The organism is Acinetobacter sp. V110_1 (genome assembly GCF_031798975.1).
GTDB lineage: Bacteria > Pseudomonadota > Gammaproteobacteria > Pseudomonadales > Moraxellaceae > Acinetobacter > Acinetobacter nosocomialis_A.
Map to the genome: position 1 here is coordinate 925762 of NZ_JAVQNN010000030.1, position 16644 is coordinate 942405.

Below are 16644 nucleotides of genomic sequence, written 5' to 3' on the forward strand. Positions count from 1 at the left end.
CTATTCAATAATTTAATGTTTTTTAGTCTTATGCCTGATTAATCATCGTATGCGCCCATAGCGATAAAGACTCTAGAACAGGTTTAAAAGACTGGCCTAATTCAGTCATTTCATAGACCACTTTAATCGGTGCTTTTTCACCATAAACGGTTCGAGAAATTAAGCCACTTTGCTCTAATTGTTTAAGTTGAAGGCTTAAGGTCATTTCTGTGATGGTTGGCATTAATTGATTGATTTCATTAAAACGTTTTGGCCCATCTTTTAGATAATACAAAATAACGCCTTTCCATTTTCCACCCACCAAATCCATAGCCATACTGATATGACATGGATACGTTTTTCCATTCATGCTGATTTCACATTTATTTTCAGTATTTGCCATTTTTAACGCCACCTATCAACTTTGATAGTTATTGTACACCCATACTATAAAAATTATAGTGACTATGATTTTTATAGCTACAAGGCATTATTATGGCTTTACTTATTTTGGCCCATCCCTACTACGCTCAATCAATTGCAAATAAAACGATAGTGAATGAACTTATAAAAACCTATCCGGACCTTGAAGTACGAGATATTTTCCAGCTTTATCCGGACTATAAAATTGACGTGAGTGCTGAACAAGAAGCGTTATTACGCCATGACACCATCATCCTGCAATATCCAATGTTCTGGTTTAATATGCCGGCAATTTTAAAGTTATGGTTTGATGAAGTTTTTACTTATCAGTTTGCTTATGGCTCTCAAGGCGACAAATTGAAAGATAAAAAAGTCATTATTAGTATGACGGTCGGGCAAAAAGAAGCCGATATGGTAAACGACCGAGAAAACTTAATTGATAGCTTTTTGAAAGCGGTTCAATATTCAATTCAATATACGCAAATGCAATTAAGCAGCACATTCTTGCTTTATGAAGTTTCTCCGTTATCAGGTCATTCAGAGTCTGAAATTAAGTTAAAAGCGGTTGAACATGGTCATGAAGTATTAAAACATTTGACCGAAGCATAAGATAAAAAGAGAGCATCAATATCGATGCTCTCTTTTGGTTTAAGCTACTGGTGCCAAAGTAAATAGCACTTGTCCTGTTTTTACGGTTTGCCCTTTTTCAATGGTAATGGTTTCTACTTTCATGCGTTCAGGCGCAATAATTGGAATTTCAATTTTCATTGCCTCAATCACTGCAAGAGTTGCACCTTCTTCAACAATATCTCCTGATGCACATTCGATTTTCCAGATTGAACCCGGCATGTGCGATTCGACTGCACAGCCCCCTTCAGGAATAACCACGGTTTCACCTTCATCAACAGCATCTAGACTTTCAGAGATATATTCTTGCAAGCCCGCTTCATGCCAACGGCGACGTTCAGCCTCGAAATTGGCTTGTTGCATGTCTTTAAAGGCTTGAATGCTGTCTTGATGTGTTTTTAAAAATTCGTTGTATTCTTTTAGGTTGAGTACGCCATCTTCGATGCGAAGTTGTAGTCGGCCCGCCTTAAAGTCTTCACGCATTTGTAAAAGTTCAGCCTCAGAAACTTCATAAAACTTCACTTGGTCAAAAAAACGTAATAACCACGGTTTGCCTTCTTCGAAGTTGGCATTTTTACGGTAACGACTCCACATTTGAGTGGTACGGCCAACAAACTGATAGCCACCCGGCCCTTCCATGCCGTACACACACATATACGCCCCGCCAATGCCGACCGCATTTTCAGGTGTCCAAGTTCGTGCAGGGTTATATTTTGTGGTGACTAAACGTTGGCGTGGGTCCAGTGGTGTGGCAACGGGTGCACCTAAATACACATCGCCTAAACCCATCACCAAATAGTTCGCACTATAGACCACATCTTTAACTGCTTGCTTTGAAGCTAAGCCATTAATACGGCGTATAAACTCAACGTTATCTGGGCACCACGGCGCATCTGGACGAACAATTTGCGTGTAGCGTTCGGTAGCAAGCTGAGTTTGTGAATCTTCCCAAGCCAAAGGCAAATAGACAGTGCGTGAAGGCACCTGCATATTTTGAATATCGGGTAACTCGGCTTCTGCTTGCTGAAGTTTCTGTAGAAGCTCCAATTGATCGAGCTGGATTGAATCAAAATGAATTTGTAGTGAACGGATGCCCGGTGTTAAGTCGATAATGCCCTGAATGTTTTGATCTTTGACCCATTGCATGAGTGCATGAATACGGAAGCGTAAATTTAGATCAAGTACTAACTCACCATATTCCACCAACAAATAGCTATTTCCTGCTGGTCGATAGGTCACGCTTGGTAAGTCAGCTTTACCGTCTAAAGTAGCTAAAACGGCATCTTTTAAAGTATCGGGTTCTGCTTGAATAGCTGGGTTAAAATTGATCTGAGTTGTATCAGTCGCGGTTAAACTTTGATGATATTTTTGATCGAGTTCTTTTGCTTGCGCATAACTCACAGGTACAAATTTGACCTTATCACCTGCTTTAAGCTGCCCGATTTTCCAAAGCTCGGAATGAATGACTACCGCAGGGCAAACAAAGCCACCTAAGCTCGGACCATCCGGCCCCAAAATAATTGGCATGTCGCCCGTAAAATCAATTGCGCCAATGGCATAAGCATTGTCGTGAATATTGGAAGGATGTAAGCCTGCCTCGCCACCATCTTCACGTGCCCACTCAGGTTTTGGCCCTATTAAACGAATGCCTGTCCGGCTTGAGTTGTAGTGAATTTCGAACTCATTGGCAAAGAACGTATCAATATCTTGTTTGGTGAAAAAATCTGGTGCGCCATGTGGGCCATACATGACTGCAATTTCCCAGTTTTGGGTAAAGCTAGGAATTTGCGCTTGAGCTAAAGTTGTAGTCGATTGAGCGGAATGTTCAATAATTGGCAGCATATCGCCAATTAATAAATTACGGCCTGCGTGCCCACCAAACTGCCCCAAAGTAAAAGTTGCCTGTGATCCTAAATACTCAGGAACATCGAAACCACCTTTCACACCTATATAGCTACGGCAACCTGAACGGATAAGCCCACATTTTAAAACTTGGCCTTTTTTTACATTGATGGTTTGCCACATCGGCACAAGTTCGCCATCAAGTTTTGAAGGCATATCACCGCCTGTAATGACAATTTGGCTGTCGCAGTGAAACTTTAAAGTTGGCCCTTGCAAGGTACATTCAAGCCCTGCCGTATTTGGCTCATTGGCTAGAAGCTGGTTTGCCACAGTTAAACTGAGTGGATCGATCGCACCTGATGGCGGTACACCAACATCCCAATAACCTAGTCGACCTGTTACGTCTTGAATGGCAGTTTGAATACCAGACTGCAACACCTCAATTTTTTGAGTTTTCCATTCAAACGTATTTAAAAATCGAGTGGTTTGAGTACCTAAAGCAAACACATTGCAAGCAATAATGTTTTGCAAATATTCCAGATTGGTTTCAATGCCTGCGACTTGCGTGTTGGCAAGACTAGCACTCATTGCCTGTATGGCTTGGTCCCGTGTTGCAGCAGTCACAATGATTTTGGCAATCATTGGGTCATAAAAAGACGACACCGTTGAACCTGTTTCTACCCATGTTTCGACTCGGGCTTGCGGGTCAAATTTAACATGCGTGAGTAAGCCCGCACTTGGTTGGAACTGTTTAATTGGGTCTTCGGCATAAAGACGAACCTGAATGGAATGTCCAGTTGGCTCTAACTTTTCAGTCGGTGCTGACCAGTCACCACTTGCTAAGGTAACCATCCATTCGACTAAGTCGACACCAAATACTTGCTCGGTCACGCCGTGCTCGACTTGCAAACGCGTGTTGACCTCTAAGAAATAAAATTCTTGGGTTTCGGTGTCCATAACAAACTCAACCGTGCCTGCTGAGCGGTAATTCACCGACTGCATCAGTTGAATCGCAACTTTTTGAAGGTAATCGCGTTGCTGTTCATTTAGGTGTGGTGCGGGTGTTTCTTCAATCACTTTCTGATTACGGCGTTGCACCGAACAATCACGCTCACCCAACGCTAAAACTTGCCCTTTCCCATCACCAAAAATTTGTACTTCGATGTGGCGTGCGTGTTGTACAAATTTTTCTAAATACAACCCTGCATCTTTAAAATTGACCTGCGCCAAATAAGACACGGTTTGATAAGCATCTTTTAACTCGGTTTCGTTCCAGACCAGACGCATGCCAATACCACCACCGCCCGCGGTACTTTTCAGCATGACTGGATAACCAATACGAGCTGCCTCAAACAAGGCCTCGGCTTCATCGGCAAGTAATGAGCTACCCGGAAGTAAAGGCACATTGCTTTTAATAGCCAGCTCACGCGCGGTATGTTTTAAACCAAAATCGAGCATTTGGCTTGAAGTTGGCCCAATAAAAGCGATACCTTGGCTTTCGCACAAATCACAAAACTCGGCATTTTCAGACAAAAACCCATAACCAGGGTGAATGGCTTCAGCTCCCGACTGTTTTGCTACCTCAAGGATTTTTTCAATATTTAAATAGCTTTGATGCGCAGGTGCAGGACCAATTAGGAAAGCTTCATCGGCCAAAGTCACGTGTAAAGAATCACGGTCGGCTTCGGAGTAAACAGCCACCGAAGCGATCCCGAGTTTTTTAAGGGTGCGAATGACGCGACAGGCAATTGCACCGCGGTTAGCAATCAGAACTTTTTTAAACATGCTTACACCCCTTCCGCTTCACGGACAACCAGTTGAATTTTGGTTGGGTTGTAGGCATTACATGGGTTATTGAGCTGAGGACAATTGGAAATTAAAACAATCAAATCCATTTCCGCCCGAACTTCTACATATTTTCCCGGACCTGAAATTCCATCATCAAATTTAAGCTGTCCATCTGGTGTTACTGGCACATTCATAAAAAAGTTAATGTTTGGGCCAATATGACGAACATTTAGCCCATGCTTTTTTGCAATCGGGTGTTTTGCCAAGGCATACATAAAGTTGTTACGGCAACTATGCATAGGGTACGTTTCATGTGCATAGCGAACCGTATTACTCTCACATGAACAAGCCCCGCCAATGGTGTCATGGCGACCGCAGTTATCATCATGAATAACGGCAATTGGTCGGCCAAAGTTACTATAGAGCTTAGTACCTTTTTCTAAATAGATTTGTTGGTTGATAGCCAGAGTGTCCATTGCGCTATAGCGCTCAGTCGGGTTTTCGGCACTCATAAACAAAGTATCGACCGCTTGGTTTCCCTCAAGGTCAATAATACGAAAATATTGACCCTTTTTAACCTCGCACATCCACGCTTCGCCAGCAGGACAAACTTCATTTAAAACTGCTTTTTCAAATGATTGTAAAACTGTCATGATGCTTCTCCTGATTTAAATATTGCTAAGCGCGTAGTAGCGGGCTGTGTTTTGAAACGCACGCTGATTTTGCGAACATGCATCACGACAAATATCGCTGTCTGTTAGTGAATTGGCTTTAAATAAACTGAGTTGAATATCAGCAGGTTGATAGCTTGGGCTGGTGTCTAAGCCATGAGGCGCGGCAGATAAAAATACCAAGCAGTCCATTTCAAAGCGCAGTTCAATAGTTTGATTGGTGTTGTCAGAACTGACATAAGACAAAGCCCCGTTTTCATCTGGTACAACTTTAGAAAATAGGTTAATCGTGGCACTCAGGTCTTGGCTGGCAAGCCCGTATTTACACATTTCAATGAGTAAGCTGTCTAAACCGTTTTGGTACATATCATTGCGGGCATCTTGAAATGTACGAGGACCGAATTGCTTTTCAATTTGCTCAGGTCGACTTGGGCCACAAAGTGCATCATTCCAACCATGATCATCATGAACAATGGAAGCCATGACTCGGCCAAGGTCTGAATACAACACATTGGAAGCTTTTAAATAGGCAGTGTGTTGCCCTTTTAAACTGTCGGGCATGTTAAAACGTTCAAGCACATCGGCAGCATTTACACAAAACAAAGAAACATTTGCCTGAGCGCCTAGCGATGTAAATCTAAGAATAGTTCCTTTTTGAATACGCCCCGACCAGTGATGTCCGCCGGGTAAAAGTTCGGTCCAAATCGCCTGATTGTTATGATAACTTGCAGTGTTCATAGCTACTCCTGTCGGATAGTTTTAGACTTCCTCCCGGGCTTTTATCCCTCCGTGTAGTTCGCTAGGAACCGTGAACTCTCGGTCCAGACATACATGAAGTATCGGAACCCTAGATCACTTTTGATTGGTTATGACTATGCAAAGGACATGCCAGCTTAGTATTACGGTTTTTATTAAAAGTAATACTAAACTTGAGCCGTTTAGGTGCGATTTAAGTTCAAAAATAAAAAACTGCATTCAAAATTGTGCACTTCAAAATAAAAAAGCCCCTTTCACTAAGAGGCCTAATAATGAATTATAAGATTGAGCGTGTTAAGGAAGTAGAATCACCTTACGGCAATCCTCTTCTCTTTCATTAAAAATGCGATATCCCTCTGCGGCATCTTCTAATTTCATTCGATGGGTAATAATCGTTTCAGGTGATAAATCACCACGCTCAATCAATTCCAAGAGTTGCGGTAAATATTGATGCACATGGGTTTGGCCCATTTTAAAAGTCAGCCCTTTATCAAAGGCATCGCCAAATAAGAAACCATGAATTGGGCCTGCATATACACCCGGTACGCTGACCACTCCACCACGGCGAACCGCGGCAATACATTGACGCCGTGCTGCACCACTTGAACCCTCTAGTTTTAAATTGGTCAGGACTGTTTCAATCACACTGCCTTTTGCCTCGAAACCAATTGCATCAATCACCGCATCGACACCACGGTAATTGTCGGTATGTTGAATAATAAATTCGGCCGCATCGACTTCATCAAAATTAACTGGAATGGCACCGTATGTTGCCGCTGCATAGTTCAATCGATAGTCATTGTGATCGACCATAAATATCTTTTCAGCACCAAGCATCTTGGCAGAAGCGGCACTTAATAGCCCAACTGGCCCTGCACCATAAATTGCAACGGTTGAGCCACGTTTCACTTGGGCATTGGTCACCGCCTGCCAAGCGGTAGGCAAAATATCGGTCAAGAAAAGTACTTTTTCATCTGACAATGAACCAGGCACTTTAAAAGGTCCTTTGTTGGCTTTTGGGACACGAACATATTCTGCTTGGCCGCCCGGTACTCCGCCATATAAATGGCTATAACCAAATAAAGCTGCACCAGGTGGAATTTGCTTTTTATTAATAATTGCACCACGCCCTGTATTGGTGGTTTCACAAGCAGCGGTCAGGTCAAGTTGGCAAAAGAAACATTCACCACAGGCAATCACAAAGGGAACAATGACACGGTCACCTTTTTTCACGTGAGTGACTGCGGGGCCTACTTCTTCAACCACGCCCATAAACTCATGCCCAAAAATATCGCCATGTTCAGTCTTTGGGATTTTGCCTCGATATAAATGCAAGTCAGAGCCACATATCGCTGTGGCGGTTACACGTAAAATAATGTCATCCGGTTCTTGAATAATAGGGTCTGCAACCGTTTCAACTCGAACGTCTTCGGCACCGTGGTAAGTAAGAGCACGCATATTGTTATTCCTCTATTTCCTTTCATGTCATTTGATTATGAGGAGGCTTTCTTTACCGTTTGCAACGATTGTTATTTTTCACGTAAGGCATATTACTCAAATGCAAATAAATAAAGGCTTCGCTTTGCCTATGAAACATGCAATATAGAGATGAAATCACGCCGACGAACTAGAATTCCACCCTAGTAAAAAGCGTGCTAATATCCAAATTCTGACAATTACTCATGTCAAATTTACTTTAGAGGGAACAAGATGTTAAAAACTCAAAAAATCAACATCGTACAAGAATTTGATGCACCTATAGACAAGGTCTTTGCAGCCTTGAGTGAACATGAAAACCTAAGCAAACTTTTTGCTCCTGCTAAAGTCACTCGCATTAGTAATGGCAAGGATGCACGTAACGGTGTTGGCTCTGCCCGCAAGATGTCTATTCCGTTTACACCTTCATTTGTTGAAACAAATTTAGTCTATAAAGAAAATGAACTGATCGAGTACGCGATCACAAGCGGCATTAGCCCAATTAAGGCGCATCGCGGTGTGATGCAATTTACTGACTTGGGAAATAACCGAACTCGTTTGAATTACACCATTAGCTTTAAAGGTCGCGTTCCTTTTATTGGCCCGATTATTAAAGCGGCCTTAGAAAATGGCGTGAGCCGTGGTCTTAAAAAACTTAAGTTTTAACTCGCCCTATCAAATAAAAGCCCTATTACGGGCTTTTATTTTTTTAAATATTTCTACGAAAGTATTGCTATAAAATATTCGAATTGCTTGTCTCTTTCATCTACATCGGTATTACTGAGCCTTTGAATAATGGTTCCTTCAATTATATGTAAAAGTAGTTTGGCATCATGAAATGAAACATCCGATTTTATGAATCTAAGCTGGCTATAGATTTCATTGGTCAACCAAGTTCTATATCGAATGGCAGTTTGGTAGGCGTTGGAATAGGTATTTTTAGTTTCAAAAAGGGCTTTAAATAACAGGTAATACGGCCCTTCTAAGTCAGTGTGTAAATAATACAATTTGTTGAGTTTGTCTCTCACGCTTGAGTCTTGGTCATATTCCACTATTGCAATGACTTTGTCTTGTAGCCGTTCTTTTTGCACGAGTAGGCATATTTCGATAAAACGCGCTTTGGACTGAAAGTAATGATAAAAAGTCATTTTTGTAATTTCAGACTCTTTGATAATTCTATCGACGCCCACGAGATGAAATCCGTGATGGCGAAATAAATCAATTGCTTTATTCACAACTTTTAAAGCACGTGTAGAAAGTACTAAAGGTGACATATTTGTACCGTTTAAAATAATTTTTTGTTGTATGTAAAAGAGATAGAAATGCCGTCACTCTTAAATTGAGCGCTAAAAACTGGCATGCAGAAGCGGCACAATAAAGGTGTGCTCGACTATCTCAGGTTTATTGTTGCTATGATTTTTGAGTTGTAACGATTCTTAAGGTGCAGAAAACCTAGAGTCGATTAAACCGATTTATAGGATGTTGAGATGGTATAAATAGAGAGCGTTTGGCAAAGGCCAAAAATTGAGAAGAATTAGTACGCATAGCGGACTCCTAGATGAAATAGAAGTTCTACCAGATCACTGCTAAATGATTATGGTGGCAGAACGAAGAAGGGTTAGCAGACCAGTCATCTAGGAACTGGCACGCCCGAAGGCGTCCCTCCTCCGTCCTACCGCTACGAAGGGAGACGAACGAGTTCATCACCAAAAAATTACTTCTTTGATGATCTAGATGAAAACGGTCTGCTAAAACCGACTGGCAATGTAGGCCAGCCCGCAAAGGATAGTATTCGCTTTTGTTATCGTCAAGCGTAGGAAATGACATTTGTATTAAAGTAGAGCGGTTGGGTTTTAAATTATTTTCAAGTTTTGAAGATTTAAAAACCTAATTGAATATTGATATGTAGGATCTGTTTGTCTAGTTATAAAATTAAATACAGACTCAGGAATAAATATAATCCTACCAATCTCTGCAGAATAATTATGGTAGCAGAACGAAAAGAGTTAGCAGACTGGTGCCAAAGAGACCAGCACATCCTAAGATGTCCTCTTTCCGTCCTACTAGAAAGAAAGGATATTATTCACTTTTCTTATCGTCAAGCGTAGGAACTGAAAATCGTATTAAAGTAGAACGGTTGGAATAAATAAAAGTTATTTAATTGGTTTAGTTCATTATGAAATTTCTAATATTTTTAGTATGATATATTTTCATTACAAAATAATTAGATTTAACTAATGACATTAAAGACTTTATATATCGAGTTTTACTATGGAGAATATTCAGCTCAAGAAAGAACAGAAAAGATTAATAAATATATTGAAGAAAACGAAGATGTTCATATAGATTTTTTTACCGAATTACTACTACCATTTAATGACTATAATTCTTTATTACTACGAATCATAAACTTAACAGACCCTATTTTTTCATATAATTGTATTGAAGCAGAAATGTTAGCAGCTAGATTTTTTTTAGATATTTTAAATAATTATCAAGAAAAAAATCTAAGCCCAGTTCAGCTATGTACTATTTTCAATAATTTAGAAACAGGTTTTATGGGCGCAACAAGAAATCTTCCAGACAACATAATTTATTACCCTACTTGGCTCGAATCTTTCTACGATGCTTGCGATTGGTGCGATGAAACATGGACTTTAGAGAATTCTCCTCACTTAATTGAAGCCTCAAAACAGCAAGTCCATATCATAGAAAAATAGCTATTCTTCAAATAGTGATAAGGCATCTTTATTGCCATTTTCTGCTGCTTTTCTTAACCACTTTTTATTGAGCACGAATATAAAACTGTAATACTAATTAATGCATTCACGTACAAAGCTTTCTTCGTCACCTTCAGAAGAAAATATATTGTGATCTTTAATACAAAAATTTAATGTTTGCATTACCACCCCAGGTTCATTAAAAAGTCCCTCTCTTGAAATAGAAATATAGTAAGGTTTCTTTTCTTCAATTCCGTTGCTTTTATAATTACCAATAACAATCTCGGCTACTCTTTTTTCAACATTTTTTTGCAAAATTTTCTTATATTCTAAACTATTTTCTTTTTTATCAATCAAACTTCTTACTTCATACCCATGAACCATTATTCCATCTTTATTTAATAAAAAATGGATATCTGAGTTGCTCATATTCACCTTAATTTTATTTTCTTCTTTTTTAGAAAAAAACCCAAATGCGACATAGCTTAAATACAAGAAAAATATAAGAAAAATAACCAATATTACTTTATTACCAAGAGACGAATCTTTCACTTTAATAGTTCCTAGTGTATTTATTTTATTACTTGACGAATTTTTTGTTCATACATAGCAAGAACTTTATCCCCACTCTTACCCACAACATTCTTTCTGTTTCTTTCAAGTAATAATAAGGCCTATTTAAAACCCTTTCTAATCCATCAACTTTTTACGGCGATACAACCCACAATTTCCAGAAAATAGCGCTGCCAATAAACAAGTAATAATGGCGTAAGTGGCAACATTCATTCCAAATAGCTCAATCGCTAAAATAATAGACGTTAATGGTGCCTTACTTGCCCCAGAAAACAAACTGACTAACCCTAAGCCTGCAAGCAATGAAAGTGGTAGGTTTAAAACCGCCCCTAAAGCATTCCCTAATGTTGCACCCACATAAAATAACGGCGTAATTTCGCCACCTTTAAAACCAGAACCTAAAGTAATAGCGGTAAAAACAGTCTTGTTAAAAAAGTCGTAAAACTCAATCGGTACATAAAAAGATGCAATGATTTTATCTGTACCTAAACCGTTGTACTGCTGATGCGCAGTGAACAACGTAAGTAGCATAATGATAATACCGCCGACCATGGTTCTTAATGGCAAATAGCGAATGTATTTATAAAAAAGATCACTTGCCAAATGAATAGCGGCAATAAAGAAACGCGCAGCTAAACCAAAGACTAACCCTGCCGCAATCAAGCTCATGAGCACGCCAAAATGAATAGCTGGAAACTCACTAATCACATAGTAGATGTGCGGATGAACAATATCGAATAGTTCAGGGATGGTCGAAGCAATAAGTGCCGACACAAAACATGGGAAAATGGCTGAGTATCTTAAATTACCTAAAGCCGTAATTTCTAAACCATAAATTGCACCCGCCAAAGGCAAGCCAAACACTCCTGCAAAGCCAGCACCAATACTGGCGATTAAGCAAATTTTTCGGTTATCTTCCGAGATTTTTAATATATGGCTTAGGTGGTCAATTAAAGCACCCGAAAGCTGTACGGCTGGTGCCTCACGCCCCGCTGAACCACCAAACAACTGCGTCAAAATTGAGGTGATAAAAATGATAGGACTCATTCGTTTTGGAATAAACGACTTGGGTTGGTGGATTTCATCTAGGAGTAAATGAGTCCCCCGTTCAATGGGTGAACCATATTTTTTAATGAGATAACCAATACCAAAACCCACGAAAGGCAAAAAGTAGATGAGCCAGTGATGCAGACTTCTGACTTTGTTTGAAATATCAAAAGCAACAAAAATTAAGGTCGATGCCACCCCCGCTACGACTCCAATCACAATCGAGATGACGAGCCAATAAACACTGTATTTTAGAATTTGATCATATTCAGATGAAGGTAGAATTTTCATTCGCTTTCTTCAATTCGCCTTTGAGTGAGTGCCAAATTCTCAAATTATTTTTATGCCGCCAGCTCATTAAGTGAGAAATGCTTAAACTGGGCTAAAAATTAAAGCTCGCATAAGCGAGCTTTAAATACAGTGATCAATATTTATACCACCAATCTGTGACAAATATCTCATAACACGTACAGGCTTTCAAGTTGTAAATGGTTAATGAAAACCTGAAAAATGCCTGATTGAGTTAATTAATAAACATTCGATTTGACCTGATCAAACTAAAAGCATCATCAAGCCAAATGACCTACTTAAATATTAATTAATACTCGCAATCACAGTTTCTGCATGGCAGGTTGCACCCTTCTCTGCACCAATCTGAATAACACCACTACGGTGTGCAAGTACCTGCACTTCCATTTTCATGGCTTCCATAATGGCAACCACTTGACCTTCTGTGACTTGCTCACCATTCTCGACTTTCCAAGCGCTAATCACTCCATTAATAGGCGCAAGTAAATGCTCGGCACTCACTTCTGGCTCGGCTGTCTGTGCCTGAACTGCGGTAGCTGGACCTTGTGCAAACATTCCTGCTGGTAAACCTAAACGGTGTAACTTGCCATCAATTTCAATGTAGCTGAGTAGCATTGGTTGTTGATGGTTTGGAATACCACGTTTAGTCGGCTTTAACTCTTGTTTAAAGTCATTTTCAATCCAACGCGTGTGTACATTAAATTCATTTGTAAAGTCAGGTTCATTAAGTACCGCACGGTGGAAGTCTAAAACCGATGCTACGCCTTCAATTTTAAATTGCTTTAATGCACGTTTGGCGCGAGCAATTGCAACTTCACGGGTTGGACCAGTCACAATCAGCTTTGCCATGAGTGAGTCGAAGTGGCTAGACACTAATGACCCAGTGCGAACTCCTGTATCGACTCGTACACCGTTACCAAATGGCGCTTCGAATAAACTCAACACGCCAAAGGCTGGAATAAACCCACGTGCTGGGTCTTCGGCATTAATACGAAACTCAATGGCATGACCCTGCGCTTTTGGTGTTTCTTTAATAGAAAGCTCATGGCCCTGTGCTACGCGAATTTGCTCAACCACTAAATCGACTTTTGAGGTTTCTTCAGTCACAGGGTGCTCAACTTGCAAACGAGTATTTACTTCTAAGAATGAAAGTTTACCGTCACGACTCAGTAAGTACTCAACGGTTCCCGCACCTACATAGTTTGCAGCCTGACAAATATTTTTTGCCGAAGTTAAAATTTGCTGGTAAATCTCATCGCTAATAAATGGCGCTGGTGCTTCTTCAACTAACTTTTGGTTACGGCGTTGCAACGAGCAATCACGTGTACCCAGTACCACAATGTTTCCATGTTGGTCTGCTATCACTTGCGCTTCTACATGGCGCGGTTTATCAAGATATTGCTCGACAAAACATTCACCACGGCCAAAGGCCGCTTTTGCTTCACGTACTGCCGACTCATAAAGCTCTTGAACTTCTTCGAGTTTCCACGCGACTTTTAAGCCACGGCCACCGCCACCAAATGCGGCTTTAATGGCAATTGGTAAACCATATTGTTTGGCAAACTCTAAAGCTTCATCTGCATTATTGAGTGGATCTTGCGTACCCTGAACCAACGGCGCACCGACTGAAGCAGCAATTTTACGTGCTTCGATTTTATCGCCTAATTTTTCAATGGCACTTGGTGATGGCCCGACCCATTTTAAACCTGCATCAATCACGGCTTGGGCAAACTCAGCACGTTCAGATAAAAAGCCATAACCCGGATGCACCATGGTCGCTTTCGATTTTTTTGCAATTTCAATAATGGCAGGGATATTTAAATAGGTTTCACTGGCAGTTGCACCAGCCAAGCCCCATGCTTCATCTGCAAGTTCGACATGAATGCTGCCAATATCGTCATCTGCATATAACGCGACCGATGAAATGCCCATATCGCGGCAAGCATGGATAATACGAACGGCAATTTCACCACGGTTAGCAATCAATAATTTTTCTGTATTCATCTTTCATTCTCAAAATCTATAAATTCGGCAATTTTTTTAAATTTGATGCGGCAACCTGCCGGAATCTGTGCCACCAAGTCCCAATGGTGTTTAGCAACAGAGCCAATGACCGGATATCCGCCCGTTAATGGATGATCATTCATAAACAAAACAGGCTGCCCGCTCGGTGGAATCTGCAAAGCACCAGTGCACGTGCCTTCACTTTCCAACTCGTAGGTAATTTTGCGCGTTAAAGGCTGCTCACCTGAAAGTCTTAGCCCGACGCGGTTGCTCTCATTGGTTACCAGCCATTCTTGCTGACAGAGCAGTTCAATACTGTCTTGTTCGAACCAATCGGTACGTGGGCCCATCACAATATCTAGCTCAACCACTTCGCCAGCTTGCGGCAAGACACTTTTGCCCACTTCATTTACGCTAATATTGGTTGCTTGAACGTGTCCTTGGTAAATGGTATCTCCAAGCTTTAAGGGTTCTGGACCTAATACTGCCAAGCTGTCAAACGAAGCACTATTGAGTACTGACTCAACATCTATACCACCACGAACTGCCAGATAGTTTCTTAAGCCTGCTGTTGGTGGCTGAATTTGAAACTCATCGCCCTCATCCAAATCAATCAGTTGATAGCTTGCAAAGTCTGCGGTTTGACCGTCAGCAAATTTCACACGAATGTTTGAAATAGCCCCAGCCACCGCAATAACGCCAGCATGCTGCATTTTGGCTTTTAGGCCGCCATTTAAAACTTCAATGACAGGCGTATCGGTTGGATTACCCACAACACGGTTAGCACTATGCATAGCAGACAAATCCATTGCACCTGCAACCCCAACACCAATATTGGTCTGGTTTAAACGCCCTTCATCTTGAATGAGCATTTGTAAACTTGGGGCAGTGATCGTAAATAGTGGCAGAGATTGTTTCGGCTCAACCTTACGAGTGATTTGCTGTGGTACAGCTACAGTGGTTGGATTATGCGTGACATCTTCAAAATGTACAGTCATGCCTGGTAAAAGTAGTGCTGGATTTTTACGCTCTAAATCCCACATTTTTTCCGATGTGGTTCCAATCAGCTGCCAACCACCCGGACTGTCTTTTGGGTAAATACCGGAGTATTTTCCAGCCAAACCCAAAGAGCCTGACGGTATTTTTTTACGAGGAACCGTTAAACGTGGAATATCGGTAAAAGGTTTATCGGGACTACTCATATAAGCAAAGCCCGGCGCAAAACCAATAAAAGCCACGTTCCACACACTTTGGTGATGTTTTCTAATCACATCAGCTACAGTCAGCCCTTGTAACTCGGCAACCTGAGCAAGGTCTTCGCCATCGTAACGAATCGGAACAATCACTTCTTGGCTACTGCGCTCAAATCCAGAATCAATTTTAAGGCTCTGAATTGAGGCAACCAGCGTTTTAAAGGTGGTTTCGATCTCATTAAAGAAAACCAAAATTGTTTTTGCAGCAGGGACTAAGTCTTTAATTCCATTCAATTGCGTATTTTGCAATTTATTGTACAACGCCAAAGTTTCCTCTAGGCTCGCAAGCTCAATCAGAAAACAATCGGCGTTTACCGATAAAAAACGCATTTGCTTATCCTTATTCTTCTTTAGTCCAATTAGCCAATCCAAGCGCGGTCAGGAATGTCGGTAATAAACATATGACCCGGTGCATGACTAATCGCAAAGGGAATTTTCGAGTTCATCACTGCTGCTTGCGGTGTTACCCCACATGCCCAAAACACTGGAATTTCACCCGCCTCAATACGAGAAGCATCACCAAAGTCAGGTTTATTTACATCCTTAATGCCCAAACTTTCAGGGTGACCAATATGTACAGGTGCGCCATGCACGCTTGGCATGCGTGCGGTAATTTGTACCGCTTCACTAATTTGATGCGATGGAATCGGTCGCATAGAAACCACCATATTTCCTGAAATACGCCCTGCTGGTTCACACTGTATGTTGCTTAAATACATCGGCACATTGGTATCGTCATGAATATGGCGAACTTCGATGCCCGCTTCTTGCAAAGCCGTTTCAAACGAAAAACTACAGCCAATTAAGAAAGTCACTAAATCAGGATGCGCGTTATAAATCTCACTTGCATCGGTCACTTCATCGACCATTTCGCCATCTTTCCAAATGCGATAACGTGGAAAATCGGTGCGGATATCTGAGTCTGCCGCAAGCTTAGTTGCATAAATGCCTTCTTCGAGCACATCAAGCACTGGGCAGCTTTGCGGGTTACGGTGTGCATAAAGCAAAAAGTCATATGCCCATTCTTTTGGCACCGAAATCATGTTGACCTGCGTCATGCCCGCAGCCATGCCCGCTGTTGGTTTATCGAAACCTGCACGGATTTTTAAACGTGCATCTAAAGCGGCTTCAAGCTGAGCTGGGTCGACTTTAATATCCTTATACATGGTGCTCATC

The 16644-nt window shown here is 41.1% G+C and carries 14 protein-coding genes, 1 pseudogene and 1 riboswitch; of the genes and pseudogenes, 3 read left to right on the plus strand and 12 right to left on the minus strand.

Going from position 1 to position 16644, the window contains the following annotated elements:
• Positions 1-28: 28 nt before the first annotated feature.
• Positions 29-382 carry a helix-turn-helix domain-containing protein gene (locus RMA95_RS15320; protein ID WP_031966496.1) on the minus strand — a complete coding sequence of 118 codons (354 nt, stop codon included), beginning with the start codon at positions 380-382 and terminating at the stop codon, positions 29-31.
• A gap of 92 nt (positions 383-474) precedes the next feature.
• Between RMA95_RS15320 and RMA95_RS15325 the strand changes: the two genes are divergently transcribed.
• Complete coding sequence (locus RMA95_RS15325) at positions 475-1011, plus strand: NAD(P)H-dependent oxidoreductase (RefSeq protein WP_151818945.1); 537 nt, start codon at positions 475-477, stop codon at positions 1009-1011.
• A gap of 39 nt (positions 1012-1050) precedes the next feature.
• On the opposite strand, the gene uca is transcribed toward RMA95_RS15325, so the two are convergent.
• From uca to RMA95_RS15345, 4 genes are all read right to left on the minus strand, one after another.
• The gene (gene uca / locus RMA95_RS15330; RefSeq protein ID WP_311071700.1) at positions 1051-4656 is read right to left on the minus strand and encodes an urea carboxylase; all 3606 of its coding nucleotides are present in this window, start codon (positions 4654-4656) and stop codon (positions 1051-1053) included.
• Positions 4657-4658: 2 nt separating this feature from the next.
• The gene (locus RMA95_RS15335; RefSeq protein ID WP_000217380.1) at positions 4659-5312 is read right to left on the minus strand and encodes an urea amidolyase associated protein UAAP2; all 654 of its coding nucleotides are present in this window, start codon (positions 5310-5312) and stop codon (positions 4659-4661) included.
• A 15-nt stretch (positions 5313-5327) separates the two neighbouring features.
• Entirely contained in the window at positions 5328-6068 is a 741-nt protein-coding gene (locus RMA95_RS15340; protein WP_311071702.1) for an urea amidolyase associated protein UAAP1, read from the minus strand.
• 28 nt (positions 6069-6096) lie between these two features.
• Positions 6097-6192: riboswitch (guanidine-I (ykkC/yxkD leader) on the minus strand.
• A gap of 188 nt (positions 6193-6380) precedes the next feature.
• A complete protein-coding gene (locus RMA95_RS15345; protein ID WP_311071704.1) occupies positions 6381-7544 on the minus strand; it encodes a zinc-dependent alcohol dehydrogenase in 1164 nt (387 codons plus the stop codon).
• A gap of 252 nt (positions 7545-7796) precedes the next feature.
• On the opposite strand from RMA95_RS15345, the gene RMA95_RS15350 reads away from it, so the two are divergent.
• On the plus strand, positions 7797-8228 hold the full coding sequence (locus tag RMA95_RS15350; protein WP_077164194.1) for an SRPBCC family protein: 432 nt from the start codon (positions 7797-7799) through the stop codon (positions 8226-8228).
• Between the two features lie 53 nt (positions 8229-8281).
• Here the strand turns inward: RMA95_RS15350 and RMA95_RS15355 are convergent, their stop codons facing one another.
• Positions 8282-8836, minus strand: coding sequence for a TetR/AcrR family transcriptional regulator (locus tag RMA95_RS15355; RefSeq protein WP_311071707.1), 555 nt, complete (start codon positions 8834-8836; stop codon positions 8282-8284).
• A gap of 963 nt (positions 8837-9799) precedes the next feature.
• Between RMA95_RS15355 and RMA95_RS15360 the strand changes: the two genes are divergently transcribed.
• Entirely contained in the window at positions 9800-10282 is a 483-nt protein-coding gene (locus tag RMA95_RS15360) for a hypothetical protein (RefSeq protein ID WP_311071709.1), read from the plus strand.
• Here RMA95_RS15360 and RMA95_RS15365 read toward each other — a convergent pair.
• The 6 genes and pseudogenes from RMA95_RS15365 to RMA95_RS15390 form a co-directional block, all read right to left on the minus strand.
• A pseudogene (locus RMA95_RS15365) lies at positions 10283-10354 on the minus strand (sel1 repeat family protein); the annotation flags it as partial.
• Between the two features lie 21 nt (positions 10355-10375).
• Positions 10376-10834: a hypothetical protein gene (locus RMA95_RS15370; protein ID WP_311071711.1), complete on the minus strand. Its 459-nt coding sequence runs from the start codon at positions 10832-10834 to the stop codon at positions 10376-10378.
• 138 nt (positions 10835-10972) lie between these two features.
• The gene (locus tag RMA95_RS15375; protein WP_311071713.1) at positions 10973-12193 is read right to left on the minus strand and encodes a chloride channel protein; all 1221 of its coding nucleotides are present in this window, start codon (positions 12191-12193) and stop codon (positions 10973-10975) included.
• 303 nt (positions 12194-12496) lie between these two features.
• Positions 12497-14215, minus strand: a complete 1719-nt coding sequence (locus RMA95_RS15380) for a biotin carboxylase N-terminal domain-containing protein (protein ID WP_311071715.1) — start codon at positions 14213-14215, stop codon at positions 12497-12499.
• Complete coding sequence (locus RMA95_RS15385; protein WP_311071717.1) at positions 14212-15798, minus strand: urea amidolyase family protein; 1587 nt, start codon at positions 15796-15798, stop codon at positions 14212-14214. The genes RMA95_RS15380 and RMA95_RS15385 overlap by 4 nt, the downstream gene beginning before the upstream one ends.
• A gap of 29 nt (positions 15799-15827) precedes the next feature.
• A complete protein-coding gene (locus RMA95_RS15390; protein ID WP_311071719.1) occupies positions 15828-16643 on the minus strand; it encodes a putative hydro-lyase in 816 nt (271 codons plus the stop codon).
• Position 16644 lies beyond the last annotated feature (1 nt).

Coding starts and splice junctions, on each gene's coding strand:
- RMA95_RS15390 (WP_311071719.1), bottom strand. CDS start 16,643: ATGAGCACCATGTATAAGGATATTAAAGTCGACCCAGCTCAGCTTGAA.
- RMA95_RS15335 (WP_000217380.1), bottom strand. CDS start 5,312: ATGACAGTTTTACAATCATTTGAAAAAGCAGTTTTAAATGAAGTTTGT.
- RMA95_RS15360 (WP_311071709.1), top strand. CDS start 9,800: ATGACATTAAAGACTTTATATATCGAGTTTTACTATGGAGAATATTCA.
- RMA95_RS15380 (WP_311071715.1), bottom strand. CDS start 14,215: ATGAATACAGAAAAATTATTGATTGCTAACCGTGGTGAAATTGCCGTT.
- RMA95_RS15375 (WP_311071713.1), bottom strand. CDS start 12,193: ATGAAAATTCTACCTTCATCTGAATATGATCAAATTCTAAAATACAGT.
- RMA95_RS15385 (WP_311071717.1), bottom strand. CDS start 15,798: ATGCGTTTTTTATCGGTAAACGCCGATTGTTTTCTGATTGAGCTTGCG.
- RMA95_RS15325 (WP_151818945.1), top strand. CDS start 475: ATGGCTTTACTTATTTTGGCCCATCCCTACTACGCTCAATCAATTGCA.
- RMA95_RS15320 (WP_031966496.1), bottom strand. CDS start 382: ATGGCAAATACTGAAAATAAATGTGAAATCAGCATGAATGGAAAAACG.
- RMA95_RS15350 (WP_077164194.1), top strand. CDS start 7,797: ATGTTAAAAACTCAAAAAATCAACATCGTACAAGAATTTGATGCACCT.
- RMA95_RS15345 (WP_311071704.1), bottom strand. CDS start 7,544: ATGCGTGCTCTTACTTACCACGGTGCCGAAGACGTTCGAGTTGAAACG.
- uca (WP_311071700.1), bottom strand. CDS start 4,656: ATGTTTAAAAAAGTTCTGATTGCTAACCGCGGTGCAATTGCCTGTCGC.
- RMA95_RS15340 (WP_311071702.1), bottom strand. CDS start 6,068: ATGAACACTGCAAGTTATCATAACAATCAGGCGATTTGGACCGAACTT.
- RMA95_RS15355 (WP_311071707.1), bottom strand. CDS start 8,836: ATGTCACCTTTAGTACTTTCTACACGTGCTTTAAAAGTTGTGAATAAA.